12 protein-coding genes are annotated in these 16,041 nt (G+C 37.5%); all 12 read left to right on the top strand.

The window, feature by feature from the left end:
• A partial coding sequence (locus tag HMPREF1210_RS08390; RefSeq protein WP_016428223.1) for an S-layer homology domain-containing protein occupies positions 1 to 1,455 on the top strand: 1,455 nt, incomplete at its 5' end.
• 270 nt (positions 1,456 to 1,725) lie between these two features.
• Positions 1,726 to 5,481, top strand: a complete 3,756-nt coding sequence (locus HMPREF1210_RS08385; RefSeq protein ID WP_016428222.1) for a DUF6359 domain-containing protein — start codon at positions 1,726 to 1,728, stop codon at positions 5,479 to 5,481.
• Positions 5,482 to 5,739: 258 nt separating this feature from the next.
• Complete coding sequence (locus HMPREF1210_RS08380; protein ID WP_016428221.1) at positions 5,740 to 6,486, top strand: YveK family protein; 747 nt, start codon at positions 5,740 to 5,742, stop codon at positions 6,484 to 6,486.
• Positions 6,479 to 7,174: a CpsD/CapB family tyrosine-protein kinase gene (locus HMPREF1210_RS08375; protein WP_016428220.1), complete on the top strand. Its 696-nt coding sequence runs from the start codon at positions 6,479 to 6,481 to the stop codon at positions 7,172 to 7,174. The genes HMPREF1210_RS08380 and HMPREF1210_RS08375 overlap by 8 nt, the downstream gene beginning before the upstream one ends.
• A 151-nt stretch (positions 7,175 to 7,325) precedes the next feature.
• Positions 7,326 to 8,096, top strand: a complete 771-nt coding sequence (locus HMPREF1210_RS08370) for a tyrosine-protein phosphatase (RefSeq protein ID WP_016428219.1) — start codon at positions 7,326 to 7,328, stop codon at positions 8,094 to 8,096.
• 28 nt (positions 8,097 to 8,124) lie between these two features.
• Positions 8,125 to 9,966, top strand: a complete 1,842-nt coding sequence (locus HMPREF1210_RS08365; RefSeq protein ID WP_016428218.1) for a nucleoside-diphosphate sugar epimerase/dehydratase — start codon at positions 8,125 to 8,127, stop codon at positions 9,964 to 9,966.
• 101 nt (positions 9,967 to 10,067) lie between these two features.
• Positions 10,068 to 10,949 (top strand): UTP--glucose-1-phosphate uridylyltransferase GalU, encoded by an 882-nt coding sequence (gene galU / locus HMPREF1210_RS08360; protein ID WP_016428217.1) that lies wholly within the window; start codon positions 10,068 to 10,070, stop codon positions 10,947 to 10,949.
• Positions 10,950 to 10,963: 14 nt separating this feature from the next.
• Positions 10,964 to 12,283 carry a UDP-glucose/GDP-mannose dehydrogenase family protein gene (locus HMPREF1210_RS08355; protein WP_016428216.1) on the top strand — a complete coding sequence of 440 codons (1,320 nt, stop codon included), beginning with the start codon at positions 10,964 to 10,966 and terminating at the stop codon, positions 12,281 to 12,283.
• Positions 12,284 to 12,829: 546 nt separating this feature from the next.
• A complete protein-coding gene (locus tag HMPREF1210_RS08350; protein ID WP_016428215.1) occupies positions 12,830 to 13,453 on the top strand; it encodes a sugar transferase in 624 nt (207 codons plus the stop codon).
• Entirely contained in the window at positions 13,450 to 14,319 is an 870-nt protein-coding gene (locus HMPREF1210_RS08345) for an NAD-dependent epimerase/dehydratase family protein (protein ID WP_016428214.1), read from the top strand. Before HMPREF1210_RS08350 ends, HMPREF1210_RS08345 begins: the two co-directional genes overlap by 4 nt.
• Entirely contained in the window at positions 14,316 to 15,092 is a 777-nt protein-coding gene (locus tag HMPREF1210_RS08340; RefSeq protein WP_016428213.1) for a glycosyltransferase family 2 protein, read from the top strand. Before HMPREF1210_RS08345 ends, HMPREF1210_RS08340 begins: the two co-directional genes overlap by 4 nt.
• Positions 15,093 to 15,117: 25 nt before the next feature.
• On the top strand, positions 15,118 to 16,002 hold the full coding sequence (locus HMPREF1210_RS08335; protein ID WP_051123200.1) for an ATP-grasp fold amidoligase family protein: 885 nt from the start codon (positions 15,118 to 15,120) through the stop codon (positions 16,000 to 16,002).
• The last annotated feature ends 39 nt before the right edge of the window (positions 16,003 to 16,041 follow it).

The following is a 16,041-nucleotide window of genomic DNA, read 5'->3' as shown; positions in this document are numbered from 1 at the left end:
GTAACAGTTGGCGACAACTCAAAAACTGTAAACGTAACAGTAACAGCAGTACCAGTTCCGGATGTAAAAACACTATCTGTTAACAAAGCAAGCGTACAATTCATGTATGGTCAATCAGAAACACTGGTTGTTACTGAAACGACAACTAAAGCAGATAACACATCTACACAAGCTAACGTAACAGCAACAGCTACTTACAGTGGCCATAACACAAAAATCATCAACGTAAACAAGGGTGTCATCACTGCAACAGGTGTTGGCCAAACAGAAATTAACGTAACAGTAGGCAAAAACACGGTGAAAGTATTGGTGTCGGTAACAAGCCCGCCACAACCACCAGTAACACCAACAAACCCTGGTCATGTAACTGTGGATGGAAACGCAGTATCAAATCAAGCGAATGATCCTGCAGTTACAGAAATTAAAGTAGCAGTACCAGCTCTAACAGATACTCAACCTGAAGTAAGTGCAAAAGTACCAACAGGTTCGTTGCAAACAATTGCTCAATCTTCTAAACCATTGGTGATTGCTTCTGGTAATACAGAAGTAGTTGTACCAAATGAAGTATTGAAAAACATTGCAGCCGGCAATCCTGAAAGTATGACGGTTTCTGTGAAAATGGCTAAATCGACTGACGTAAACGGAGCGGTATCTGCGACGTTTGAATTTACAATCACAACAGTCAAAAATGGTAACACAACTAAAGTAACTACATTCTCAACACCAGTTGAAGTAACAGTTCCTGTAGCTGCAGCAATTAAAGACCCACGAAAAGTTGCTGCTTACTACGTGAACGAAACAACAAATGGGTTGGATTACGTAGGTGGAACGTACGGAAATGGTCAATTTGTCTTCAAGACAAACCACTTCTCGAAATTCGTTGTTGTAGAAAACAACAAAACATTCTCGGATATCCAAAAATACTGGGCACAGGATCAAATTGAAGTGTTGGCTTCTCGCGCAATTACAAGCGGGAAAACAGATACGACATTTAACCCTGAAGGCAAAGTAACACGTGCTGAATTCGCCGTGTTGATTGCTCGCTCTCTGAATCTTCCAATGGAAGAGTACAAAGGGACATTTAAAGATGTAACAACAAGCAAGGAATGGGCGTATGCAGGAATTGAAGCGGCTCACCGTGCAGGTATCGTAAATGGCAAAACGACAGACTCGTTCGATCCAGATGCGTTAATCACACGTGAAGAAATCGCAACGATGATTGTACGCGCAGTGAAATACAAAGATGCGAATCTATTGAAAGATGTAGACACATCGAAAACATTTGCGGATGAAAAAGCAGTTGGAGACTTCGCGAAAGTATCCATCAAACAAGCTGTAGGACTTGGTATTGTAACCGGCCGTGCTGGTAACAAATTAGATCCTAAAGCGAACGCATCACGTGCGGAAGCTGCAGTTATGCTTTACCGAGCATTAGACAAAATGAATGAATTTTAATAAAACAATTGAGTCAGCCCTTGTGGTTGGCTCTTTTTGTTTGCAACGAAACTTCTTCTATTAAAAGAAGCATAAACCCACCCTGATATTATAGGTATATTCGTATGGAAACTTCGTAATAGTTAAAAACCATTTTCCTTCCAAATAAATAGACTTACTGACTGTTTTTGGGTTTTCTTAACAACACTTACAAACAATTAAGAAAATAATAACAATCCTTTGCTATAATCTAGGGGAATTACAATAAATTCTCTTTGAGGAGTGAAATGGATGACGAAAGAAGGCATTTTTAGACATACTTTCAGTAAGATTCTACTAGCATTCTTACTAGTGATCTCAATGGTTGGACCATTTATCACAGCACCAAGTGCCCAAGCGGCGGAACCGATAACGGTTGCCGATGCAATCGCAAATAATACAGGTACTGCAACGGTCCATGGATATATCGTGGGCTACATGAACAGCACGACAAGTGTGGATTTGACAGCGCCATTTCCTGCAGACACAAATGTTGTGATTGCGGATTCTCCAAATGAAACTGACATTAAGAAAATGATGCCCGTCCGTTTAGCTACGAACTTCCGTGCACAATTTGGATTGTTGACGAACCCAGCTAATCAAGGGGAAAAAGTTGAAATTACAGGTACTTTAGGTGCTTACTTCTCGGTACCTGGTATTAGTGCTGTTAGTGCAATGAGCTTCCTGGATGGAGGAGTAGAACCACCTCAGTCTGAAGCGGAACTGAAAGAGAACCTTGCTGATGCTCGTACAGAAGTGGGATCGGATAAATTAATCAAAGTACAAGGAACAGTTACGACTGGTGCTGGATTCTGGGGCGGTAAAGCGTTCTATGTTCAGGACAGCACGGCTGGACTATACATCTTCTCTTCTACTGCGGACGTCTCTCCTGGTGACAAAGTTGAACTAGAAGGAAAAGTAACCGTCTATGGCGGCGAACTTCAAATGGAACAACCGAAAATCACGAAGATCTCTTCAGGCAATGAATTGCCAGCAACACAGGAAATCACACCTGCAGGGGTAAATGAAGAAACACAAAGTGAACGCATTCTATTAAACAACGTAAAGATTACGAACTTAGTAAAAACAAATGACTTCGGAACATTCGAATTCACAGCTACATATGAAAATGGTGAATCAGTGGTCATCCGTAACGATAACCGCAACGGATTGGCTTTCGATGAGTTCATCAAACGCTATAAAGCAGGCGATCTTGTAAACATTTCAGGTATTGCTTCTAAATTCAACACAACTTACCAAGTAAAAACATTAGGACTTGAAAGCTTTGACCTAGTGAACAAACCTGTTGTTTACACAGATGTATTCCCAGGAACAGTGTCTGCAGGTACAAAAATCTCTTTAATTTCACCAATCGAAGGTGCAACAATCTACTATACAATAGATGGCTCAACACCGACGACTACAAGTTCACAATACACAACTCCAATCGAGTTGACGAAAGATACTACCATCAAAGCAATTGCTGTAAGTGACACAACTTCTGAAGTCTTCTCATTCACTTACAAAGTATTAAAAGTGGATAACCTACAAATCCGTGATATTCAAGGCGAAGGTCATTACTCGGATTATCAAGGGGCTACTGTAAAAGAAATCACTGGGGTTGTTACTCACCTTTATAACTCAGCTAACTTTGTTATCCAGGATGTTAATCCGGATGACGATAACACAACATCTGAAGCAATCATCGTAAACAAAACTTCAAATGGCCTTAAAGTCGGTGACTTGGTTACCGTTGCAGGAACAGTTGAAGAATGGTATTACGAAGGCTATTCAGATATGAAAACAAATGATTTACCAGTTACTCGTATCAAAGCAACTGCTACAGTAGCAAACGGAACACATGAACTTCCTGCACCATTAGTAATCGGTGAAGACATCTTCCCGGCAACAGAAATCATCGACAACGACGGATTGACTGCATTCGATCCAGCTGAAGACGGTATTGATTTCTGGGAATCTGTTGAATTGATGCGTCTAGCAGTTCCAAATGCGAAAGTAGTAGGACCGCAAAAATACGGTGAAGTGGTGGTTGTAGCAGGAAACTCTACAAATACTGAATTCAACGTACTTGGCGGAATCAATATTTCTGCTACTGACTACAACCCAGAACGCGTCATCGTGGACTTCGACAACGAATCATACGACGCAAAATCTGGCGACTACTATACTGGCAACATTGTTGGAGTAATGGGATTCGGCTTCGGTAACTACAAACTGTGGACGAAAGAAAACACACTTCCACAAATCACACGCGTTGAAAAACCAGTGACAATCACAGATATCAAACCAGCGGAAGACAAATTGAACGTTGCTTCTTACAACGTTGAGAACTTCTCTAATAATATTGAACAAACTCCGGATGAAAAAGTGGAGAAAATCGCAAAATCATTCGTAGAAAACATGAAATCACCTGACATTATTACTCTTGTAGAAGTACAAGATAGTGACGGAGCAACGGCTTCTAACAACGCTGACGCGACAGAAAGCTATGAACGTCTGATTGCAGCGATAGTAGCGGCAGGAGGTCCAGCCTATGAGTGGACTGACATCGCACCTGAATACAATCAAGATGGTGGGCAACCAGGCGGGAACATCCGTGTTGGTTACCTATACAATCCTGAACGTGTGTCACTTGCAGCAGGAACGAAAGGCGGCTCAACAGAAGCGGTAACTTGGGTAGATGGAGAACTTTCTAAAAACCCTGGTCGTATCCTTGACTTGCCACAAGCAAACACACGTAAACCATTGGCAGCTCAGTTCGAGTTCCAAGGGGAGAAAGTAGTCGTAATTGGCGCTCACTTAAACTCAAAAGGTGGAGATCAACCGTTATTCGGGAAAAACCAACCTCCATTCTTAGGTTCTGAAGCAGAACGTATCGAACTTGCAACTATGATCAATGAATTTATCAAAAAAGGACAAGCACAAGATCCGAACCTGAAAGTAATCGTGGCTGGTGACATGAATGATTTCGAATTCACACCAACACTTGCAGCACTTAAAGGTGGCATTTTGACAAACATGGTTGAAAAAGTACCAGCTGGAGATCGTTTCTCTTATTACTACCAAGGAAACAACCAAGTACTAGACCATGTATTGGTAACCAACAACTTAGCAGATACAGCTTTGGTAGACATGATTCACATCAATGCAAACTATATGGATATTCACGGTCGCGCATCTGACCATGACCCACTATTGATTCAAGTAGATTTAAAAGACGAAGTACCAGACGTGAAAACATTGAAGGTAAATAAATCTACGGTTGAACTTGAAGTTGGTACAACAGAACAACTGAAAGTAACAGAAACAACTACTAAAGCGGATGAAACTTCTACTGATGAGGATGTAACGGCTACAGCAACATACAGTGGCTACGATACAGACGTAATCTCAGTTGAAAAAGGATTAATTACAGCAAAAGTTGCTGGCTCGACGACAATCACAGCAACTGTTGGAGAAAACACAGTGTCAATCAAAGTTACAGTGCCAGCAACTGAAGACGGTGTTGAAATCGTCACGGTAGACGATGTCGATACAACGAAACCAGTCATCTTCATAGAAGTAACTGCACCACATATCGATGGAAAAGTCGAGATTCGATTCACAGAGGAAGCTGTGGAGAAGATCGATGCAGTAAACAAACCAGTCATCTTGAAACTGGCTAACGGGTCATCATTCACCATCACAACAAAGAACTTTGACGTGTTGGCTAAATCTGGCGCATTTTCATTGACCCTGGAATATCATTTGCCAAAAGGACATGACAATCACCAAGGAAAAGGTAAAGGTCATGAGAAACATCATGGTCAACAAGAAGAAAACTTGAAATTAAATGATCTGTCCTTCTCTGATACAGAAGGCAATCAAATCACGAACGGATTTAAAGACTACTTCTTCATCACGACATCTAAAGGTAAGAAGCTAGATATTGAAGTGGCTTACTATGACAACAAATCGAAGAAGTGGAAATTCAAACATATTAAGTAATCACATTCTAAACCCACCCAAGTGAAGCTTGGGTGGGTTTTTCATATAAATCTATATCCAAAGTCAAGGAGTGGTAAAAAAGTCATAATAGGTAGATTCAACATTCAAGACTCCTTACTTAATTTAACGGTTCGTAAAGGAAATGTAAGACTTTTGGTACCGATTTCCTAACATGATTCGACAAAACAAGACAATTCGACGGCATCTACATGTGCTATAATATGGATACTTATTGTACCAATGGAGGTCTTTTGAACTATGGAAGAAACAATTAGCTTACAAGAATTATTTCAAACGTTAAAAAAACGAATGCTGTTAATCCTATCACTAACTATTCTCGCGACCCTTATCAGCGGAATTGTTAGTTACTTTTTTGTTACACCTATCTATCAAGCATCTACACAACTATTAGTCAATCAAGAGAAAACAGAAGCACCGATATTAAATGTCAGTGAGATTCAAACAAACTTACAATTGATTAATACATACAACGTCATTATCAAGAGCCCGGCGATTTTGGATATCGTCCGCAAGGATCTGGCACTTGAAACACTAACTACTGAAGACTTGAACTCGAAAATCACCGTCTCTGCGGTAGGTGAATCGCAAGTATTGACGATTACGGTTCAAGATCCAGACCAGTTCGTTGCCCGTGATATTGCCAATACAACGGCAAGTGTGTTCCAACGTGAAATCATGGATATTATGAACGTCAACAACGTTAGTATTCTAGCAAAAGCAACTGCAACAGACACACAGAGTCCGATTAAACCAAACAAAATGTTGAACATGGCAATCGCCATGGTTGTTGGTTTGATGTTAGGTGTTGGTTTGGCGTTCCTACTTGAGTACCTGGACAATACAATCAAAACCGAACAAGAGATTGAAACTTTACTAGGTCTTTCTGTCATTGGCTCCATTTCTTCTATGGAGAAAAAAGAGCAAGACAAGATGAATAAAGTGCAACAGAAACTGAAACCAGAAGGAGAGATTATCAATGGCTAAGAAAAGACGTGCAATAGAAATGGAACGCCGATTAATTACTATTGACAGTCCACGTTCGCCCATCACAGAACAATATCGAACGTTACGTACCAACATTGAATTCTCTTCCATTGATAAAGAATACAAAACGATTTTAGTAACGTCTTCAAGTCCGGCAGAAGGCAAGTCAACCACTGTAGCCAATCTTGCGATTACATTTGCCCAACAAGGAAAGAAAGTATTATTTGTCGATACCGATTTACGCAAACCCACGGTGCATTATACGTTCAATTTGAAAAACGTCAGAGGATTGACGAACGTCCTGACTAAACAAACGACATTGGCTGAAGCGGTACAAAAGACCGAAGTGGAACACTTATCTATTTTGACATGTGGTCCGATTCCTCCTAACCCGGCAGAATTGCTGGGATCTGAGGCAATGTCGCAATTTATTGAAAAGGTGAAAACGGAATTCGATTTAGTTTTATTTGACACACCTCCTGTATTAGCTGTAGCTGATGCACAAATTTTGTCGAACAAAGTCGATGGTTCGATTTTAGTTATCTGTAGTGGGAAGACGGAACATGAAGCTGCGCGTAAAGCCAAAGACCTATTGGATTCCGCTAAAGGCAAGACGATTGGAGCTGTGCTCAATATGAAAAAAGCAAAGGATTCACAGTATTATTATTATTATGGCCATAATGATTGAATTTTTTCAAAAATGAAGACTATTTACCTATAATTTCGACAATATATTCACTAATAATCCCCTATTAATAGTTCCTTTATCGTGCTAGTATGATAATAGTTGCGTAGTTAGGGTAATAAGAACTAATAAAAAGGGAAAAGTGGGGATTTAGATGATTGATATTCATTCACATATTCTATGGGGACTAGATGATGGGTCGAAAAACTTATCAGACAGTGTCGAAATGGCGAAGCAAGCGGTTGCGGAAGGCATTACATCGATAATAGCGACTCCACATCATAGACACCCCAGCTATACAAATGACAAAAAAGACGTTCTTTCTAAGGTTCAAGAAGTGAAAGCTGAATTAAATAGACAGAACATCCAGCTGGATCTATACGCAGGCCAGGAAATTCGCTTATTTGGTGAAATGGTCGACATCTTCAACCGAGGAGAAGAATTGCTTACTTTAAATGATTCAGAGTATGTATTGGTTGAATTTCCTTCATCTAATATACCTAAATATACGGAGCAATTATTCTATGACTTGCTCGTTAATGGCTACACACCAATCATCGCTCATCCTGAACGAAATGCGGAAATTGCCGAAAACTCGGACAAGCTATACCGCTTGATTAAAAACGGTGCTTTATCTCAAGTGACGGCAGCAAGCGTAGCCGGTATGTTCGGTAAGAAAACACAGAAATTGAGTTTGAATATGCTTGAACACCAACTAGCACACTTTGTGGCAACCGATGCTCATAACATCACGAATCGTGCATGTGTATGGAAACTAGCTATGGACAAGCTCGATAAAAAACTTGGCTCAGATATGGTGAAGTTGGTAAATCTTCAAGCAGAAGATGTACTGCTTGGACGTTCGATGCGGAAATTAGCGCCAGAACGAATTCAACAACGAAAGAAGCTGTTCGGTCTTGTTTGATCAACTCATACAAAAGGAGGTAGCGACGATGACTATTCATAAACGTACCTATTTATTGATTCTTCTAGATTCAATCATCGTACTTTTCTCGATTTATGCATGTTATTTCGTCCTACATCCTTATTTGGACATATTTAACAACGATATGCTTGTTGTCAGTTCGCTCACCATTTTCCTTGCCCATCACTTTTTTTCCTGGCGTTTAGGCTTATACCGAAAAGTATGGACGTACGCATCGGTGGGAGAAGTTTTATCCATCGTGCGTGCTGTTACTTATACAATCTTAACAGTTATGGTCATTCAATATGCTTTACAACAAAACATCTATTGGCGAGTTTTGGCACTAACATGGATGCTGCATGTGTTTTTAATCGGTGGATCTAGATTTTCCTGGCGGCTTTATGCCGACTCAAGATTCAGATTTGAAAAGACCGATGTAAGAAAACGAACGTTAATAGTCGGAGCGGGTGCAGCTGGAACAATGGTTACACGGCAGTTGATGCACAGTCACGATGCGGAACTAATTCCAGTTGGTTATGTAGACGACAAACACACCAAACAAAACTTGGAGATTTACGGGATTAAAGTACTAGGATACATAAAAGACATTCCAGCAATAGTAAAAAAACATAATGTAGAAAATATTGTACTCGCGATTCCATCATTATCAAAACATGAAATGGTTGATATTCTTCAAGTTTGTGTGGCGTCGGGCGCTAAAACACAGCAGATTCCACGTATTGAAGACTTGATGACTGGTAAAGTGTCAGTCAACGAAATACGCGACGTCAAGATCGAAGATTTGCTTGGTCGCGAAGAAGTCCAGTTGGATATGAAGGTTATCTCGGAAAACATAACCGGTAAAACGATTTTGGTTACTGGAGCGGGCGGTTCCATAGGATCAGAGATTTGCCGACAAGTAATGCGATTCAGTCCAAAACAATTGATTTTGTTAGGGCATGGAGAGAACTCGATTTACTTGATTGATCAGGAACTACAAAATATCGCAGGCACGGGGACAGATATTCGTCCAATCATTGCTGACGTGCAAGATCGTGCGAGAATCTTCGACCTTGTAGATGAGTATAGACCAGATGTGATATACCATGCTGCTGCACATAAGCATGTTCCGTTGATGGAATATAATCCAATGGAAGCTGTTAAGAACAATATCTTCGGTACGAAGAATGTTGCAGAAGCGGCAGACACTTTTGGAGTAAGTAATTTTGTATTAGTTTCTACCGACAAGGCGGTTAATCCTCCTAATGTGATGGGTGCAACGAAACGTTTTGCGGAAATGATTGTTCAGAATCTTGCGAAAGATAGTAGGACGAAGTTCGCAGCAGTACGATTTGGGAATGTTTTGGGTTCTCGTGGTAGTGTGGTCCCTCTATTTAAGAATCAAATTGCAAAAGGTGGTCCTGTAACTATAACTGACGCACGTATGACTCGTTACTTCATGACGATTCCAGAGGCATCGAGACTTGTAATTCAAGCTGGAACTTTAGCTAATGGTGGAGAAGTTTTTGTTTTGGATATGGGTGAACCAGTTAAGATTGTTGATCTCGCAAAGAACTTGATTCGACTTTCTGGATATTCCGACGGTGAGATTGAAGTAAAAGAGACTGGAATTAGACCTGGAGAAAAGCTTTTCGAAGAGTTGATGAATGAAAGCGAACGTCAGAGCGACGTTGTGTTTCCGAAGATTTATATTGGGAAGGCTACACCGATTACGAAGCAGGAGCTTTTTTTCTTGTTGGATAAGATTCCAACACTTGCAGGATCAGAGTTGAAGGATACTTTGGTTGGGGTTGCTAATCGGAGGAATGTTGAGGTTAAGACTCCTCAGATGATGACAGTAGTAGGATGAATTGGGGCGTGAGATACGCCCTTTTGTTTTGACTATTAATTGGAAAGTCACCAAGTGCTGATTTTCGATAAATAATATGATTATTGTGAGGTATATATAATATGAAGAAAGTCAGAAAAGCAATCATTCCAGCCGCAGGTTTAGGAACACGTTTCTTGCCAGCAACTAAAGCGATGCCGAAAGAAATGCTACCAATTGTTGATAAACCGACCATTCAATATATTGTTGAAGAAGCGATTGCTTCAGGCATTGAAGACATCATTATTGTGACAGGTAAAGGAAAAAGAGCGATTGAAGACCATTTCGATCATGCTTTTGAATTGGAAGAAAACCTGATTCGAAAAGAAAAGTTCGATTTACTCGAAAAAGTAAGAGAAAGTTCTAAGGTCGAGATTCATTTCATCCGTCAAAAAGAACCGCTTGGACTGGGACATGCAGTACTATGTGCGAAAAAATTTATAGGTGATGAACCTTTTGCAGTTCTATTGGGAGATGACATAGTACAAGCTGAGACACCATGTTTACGACAATTAATCAATCAATATGATGAAACTGGTGCTTCTGTCATTGGTGTGCAACAAGTACTTGATAGTGAAACGAATCGTTACGGGATTATTGCACCTCTTGAAAGAGATGGAAGACTTTATAAAGTCGATAATTTTGTCGAGAAACCACCAATGGGATCAGCACCTTCAAATCTTGCAATAATGGGACGATATATTTTAACTCCTGAAATTTTCGCTTTCCTCGAGAAACAAGGAGCAGGGGCCGGTGGAGAAATCCAGTTGACCGATGCTATTGAACAGCTAAATCAGGTTCAACGAGTGTTTGCTTATGATTTTGAAGGTAAGCGATATGATGTTGGGGAGAAGATTGGGTTTGTGAAGACTACTATTGAATTTGCTTTACAACGTGAAGAGTTAAGAGAGAATTTAATAGAGTATTTGATGAAAGTACTAGAAAAAGAAAAATCACATCAATAATTGGAGGTCACCACATGAAAATTGCTGTTGTAGGGACAGGGTATGTAGGTTTAGTGACAGGAGTATGTTTATCAGAAATAGGTCATACAGTCACTTGTATTGATATTGACTCTATTAAAATCAAAAAGATGAGATTAGGGATATCTCCAATTTACGAGCCTGGTTTGAGTGAATTAATGGTGAAAAATATTGATGAAGATAGGTTGTTTTTTACAACAGAACATACTGTAGGGTTTGAAAACGCTACAGTAATCTATATTGCGGTAGGAACTCCTGAAAATGAAGATGGTTCTGCTAATCTTTCATTTGTCGTACAGGTTGCAAAGGATATCGCTACTCATGCAACAAAAGATATTGTAGTTGTTACTAAAAGCACAGTTCCTGTGGGTACAAATGATAAAATCAAAAATATTATTATTGAAAACTTAGTAAATAAGGTTGAAGTCCATGTTGTTTCAAATCCCGAGTTTTTAAAAGAGGGTTCTGCAATACATGATTCGTTTAAAGCAGATCGGATTATTATTGGATCTGATAGTGAGTATGCAGCTAATATTATAGAGGAAATAAATAAACCTTTTGGAGTACCAGTATATAAAACTGATATAAGAAGTGCGGAAATGATTAAATATGCATCCAATGCTTTTCTTGCTACGAAAATTAGTTTTATAAATGAAATATCGAACATTTGTGAGTTGGTTGATGCCAATATTGAAAATGTAGCAATGGGTATGGGATTAGACCAAAGAATAGGCAGTCAATTCTTAAAAGCTGGAATAGGTTACGGTGGATCTTGCTTCCCAAAAGATACAAAAGCACTGATACAAATCGCTGGTAACGTTGATTATGATTTTGAATTATTAAAAGGCGTAGTTAATGTAAATAATAAACAACAAAGTCTTCTTCTTAATAAACTAAATGACCAATTTATTTCATTAAAAGGAAAGAAAATTGCTGTCTTGGGTTTAGCTTTTAAACCGAATACAGATGATATGAGGGAAGCAGCATCAATAGTAATAACTGAAAACCTTATAAAACAAGGTGCAGAAGTAGTTTGTTATGACCCTATTGCAATGGAAAATGCGAAAATGATTTTAAATCATAAAGTTCAATATGCAAGGAGTTCAGCTGAAGCGATTAAAGAAAGCGATGCTGTATTAATTCTTACAGAATGGGATGAAATTAAAGATATTGAATTAAAACTATTTGAAACGATGAGGTATCCGCTGGTTATAGATGGTAGAAATTGCTTTTCATTAGATATGATGAAAGACTATGGAATCGAATACCATTCTGTCGGCCGACCATCAGTAAAAGTTCTGTCTTATGTTTTATAGTATGATTTTGAACACAAAGTATAATAGCGAGGATATGCTAGATTTATTCAAACTATAATTTAAAAGAACAGATAGTAACTATCAAAGAAGATTTTAAGAATTCTAGTTTTTGACTGTTTGATTATTATGTTAATCTCAATTATTAATATTAAATCCTTTTGGATTAACTACTCAAATTTATTAATTTAGGTTGGAATAATTACTCTAATTTATTCTCAAACGTTTGCAATTACTTGAATGATTTAAAGCCTGCCAAGAAAGAAGTATTAGCTAAATATTAAGCACGATCAAAAACGCTATCGATGTTTATTTTCATGGTGTCTCAAGGATTATAGAAAAAGTTACATCAGGAGTGTCAATTAAGATGAATCTTTGATGACGATTTTTCCGTCGAGATATAATGTTATTTTTTACTATGTGATTTAGAAGACAATTGTCAATAAATATGTATTTTTATTGAATTAATATTTAGTGTTGGTTGTATAGTGGTTTGTAATCCAATTAGGTACTAGACCACCTAAAGTGTTTTAAAGGAGTGTGAGAGAGATGTATTTAACAATTAAAAGATTAATAGATATCGTTCTTTCTTTAACAGGACTAATTTTTTTATCTCCTATTTTTTTAGTTTTAATGATAGCTATTAAGCTAGATTCAGAAGGACCTGTACTTTTTAAACAAAAGCGTATAGGAATTCATAAGACTAATTTTAATATGTTGAAGTTCCGTACCATGAGAATTGATACACCGAAAGACACACCAACCCACATTCTTGAGAATCCAGAACAATACATAACAAAGATGGGGGGATTTTTTAGAAAAACAAGCTTAGATGAACTCCCTCAAATATGGAATATATTACTAGGTCACATGAGTATTATTGGCCCAAGGCCAGCACTATGGAATCAATATGATCTTATAGAAGAAAGAGATAGATATAAAGCCAATAATGTCCATCCAGGACTAACAGGTTGGGCGCAAATTAATGGAAGAGATGAACTTATCATTGAAGAAAAGGCGAAACTGGATGGAGAATACGTTGAAAAGTTAAGCTTTTTAATGGATTTGAAGTGCTTCTTTGGAACAGTCTTGAGTGTTGTTAAAAGTGATGGGGTTGTTGAAGGTGGAACTGGAAAAAGGAAGACGGATAATAAGGAGACAGAATCAAAATGAAAAAAATCTTGATAACAGGAGCTAACAGCTATATTGGGCACTCTCTAGGAAAGTGGCTCGAAAATTATCCAGATAAATATTTTATTGAATCAATTAGTCAAAGGTCTGATTCATGGAAGAAAAAAGTCTTCTCTGATTATGATGTCGTGTTTCATGTGACTGGGATAGCGCATGTCTCATCGGATTCTAAAAAGGAAGATTTATATTACAAAGTGAATAGAGATCTCACAATTGAAACTGCTCAGAAAGCAAAGAATGAAGGTGTTAAGCAATTCATTTTTATGAGTAGCATCATTGTTTATGGTGATAATAGTAATGTCGAAAGAGTCATTGATAAAAATACAGTGCCAAAACCAAGTGATTTTTATGGCAACAGTAAGTTCCAAGCCGAAGAAGGCATAAGACCTCTAGAAAGTGATAACTTTAAGGTTGTTGTCCTCAGACCTCCCATGATTTATGGGAAGGGTTCAAAAGGAAATTATCCAAAACTAGCAAAAGTAGCAAGGAAACTTCCGATTTTTCCAGACATTGATAATCGGCGAAGCATGCTTCATATAGATAATCTTTGTGAGTTTATTAGATTCTTAATGGAGAATGAAGAAACAGGATTGTTCTTACCACAAAATAATGAGTATGTTAAGACCAGTGAGATGGTCAAGATTATTGCTGAAGCCCATGGAAAAAAAATAAGACTTACAAAGATATTTAACGGGATTTTCAGCTTAATGGATGGAAAAATAGGAGTTATTAATAAGGTATTTGGTAATTTAGTTTATGAAAAAAGTGTGAGCGAATATGAAGAGAATTATAGAATTAGAGATTTGAGAGAGTCAATTATGGCAACCGAACAGGAGAGTAAAAAATGATTACTACCAGAGAAGATAAGAATATAATAGAGGATTTGGTTTCGATAGTCATGCCAGCATATAACTGTGGTGATTTTATTGGGTATACACTTGATTCAGTTATAGCACAAACTTATCGGTATTGGGAAGTAATTGTTGTAGATGATTGTTCAACAGATAATACCGAAAAAATAGTTAGGGAGTATATGAGGAGCGAGCCTCGAATTAAATACTACAAACTAAACCAAAACTCCGGTGCCGCAGTAGCAAGAAATAAAGCTGTAGATCTTGCAAAAGGAAAATATATGGCTTTTCTTGATAGTGATGATGTGTGGTTTCCTGAGAAACTCTTCAAACAGATTACCTTCATGAAGGTTAATTGTTATTACTTTACTTGTACTAGTTATACAAAAATCGATGAACAAGGGAATAATCTTAATCGCACTATTACTGCAAAAGATAGACGTGATTATAATGGAGTCCTTAAAACGTGTCCAGGAAACTCAACAGTAGTTTATGACACTGATAAGTTAGGTAAGTTCAAAATACCAAATGTGAAAAAGAGAAATGATTATGTGATGTGGCTCCAAGTTTTAAAAAAGGAAAAGTATCTTTATGGTTTAGAAGAAACACTTGGAAGTCACCGGATTAGAACAGATGCCATATCAAGTGATAAATCAAGTTTAGTGAGCTATCACTGGAAAGTTTATCGTGAAATTGAGAAATTGTCATTAATAAAATCAAGTTATTTAATAGTTTATTGGGTTATTGCTACAGTGTTTAAATTGAGATGAATCTTTGTGAAGTGGGTTGATATATATGAGCAAAATAAAAGAGATACTTAAGAAAGTGGCATATGTACTAGCATTTCCTATAGGAGATGAGACACTGCTAAGAATTGTTTTTCCACTAAAAACTGGAGAGAAATTCAGCTTGAAGAAACCAACATCTTACAATCAAAAACTCCAATGGTACAAATTGAATTATCGGGATCAACTAATGGTAAATTGTGCGGATAAATTTTTAGTGCATGATTATATTAAAACAAAGGGATATAAAGATATACTTACCCCATTATATGGAGTTTATGATGATTCAAATGATATTAATTTCAAGGAATTACCAGAAAAATTTGTACTTAAGACAAATAATGCAATGGGTACAAATATATTTGTTAAAGATAAAAATATAATTGATGAAGAAAAGATTAAAGCTCAATTAAACAAATGGTTGAGAATGGTACCTTTACAAGTATGGTTTGGACGAGAGTGGGCATATAAAGAAATTAAGCCTAGGATTATTTGTGAAGAGTATATCGATTCTTATGGGGAAGACCTTATTGACTACAAATTTCACTGTTTTAATGGAATTCCAGAAATAATTCAAGTAAGTATGGAAAAAGAAGCAAACCATAGAATTAATTTTTATGACTCATCGTGGAATTACATTAAGACAAAGCATATCTATCCAACTAAAGGAGATTTATTAAAAAAACCAGAAATGTTAGATGATATGATTAAGATTGCGAAAGATTTGTCAAAGGATTTCCCTCATGTAAGAGTAGATTTTTATAATATTGGTGCAAGAATAATTTTTGGTGAATTGACATTCTATACTTCAGCCGGATTTGGTAAATTCGAACCAAATGACTTGAATTTACAAATGGGTGAATTATTTGAATTACCCGAAAAAATAAGAAAGTAAAATAAAGATTAATCATGCAGTTTAGATTAAGGAGTAAAA

Origin of the sequence: Paenisporosarcina sp. HGH0030 (genome assembly GCF_000411295.1) — a bacterium.
Taxonomy (GTDB): Bacteria; Bacillota; Bacilli; order Bacillales_A; family Planococcaceae; genus Paenisporosarcina.
Note: the sequence above shows the minus strand (reverse complement) of the source record. Positions and strands in the feature narration are given on the sequence as shown.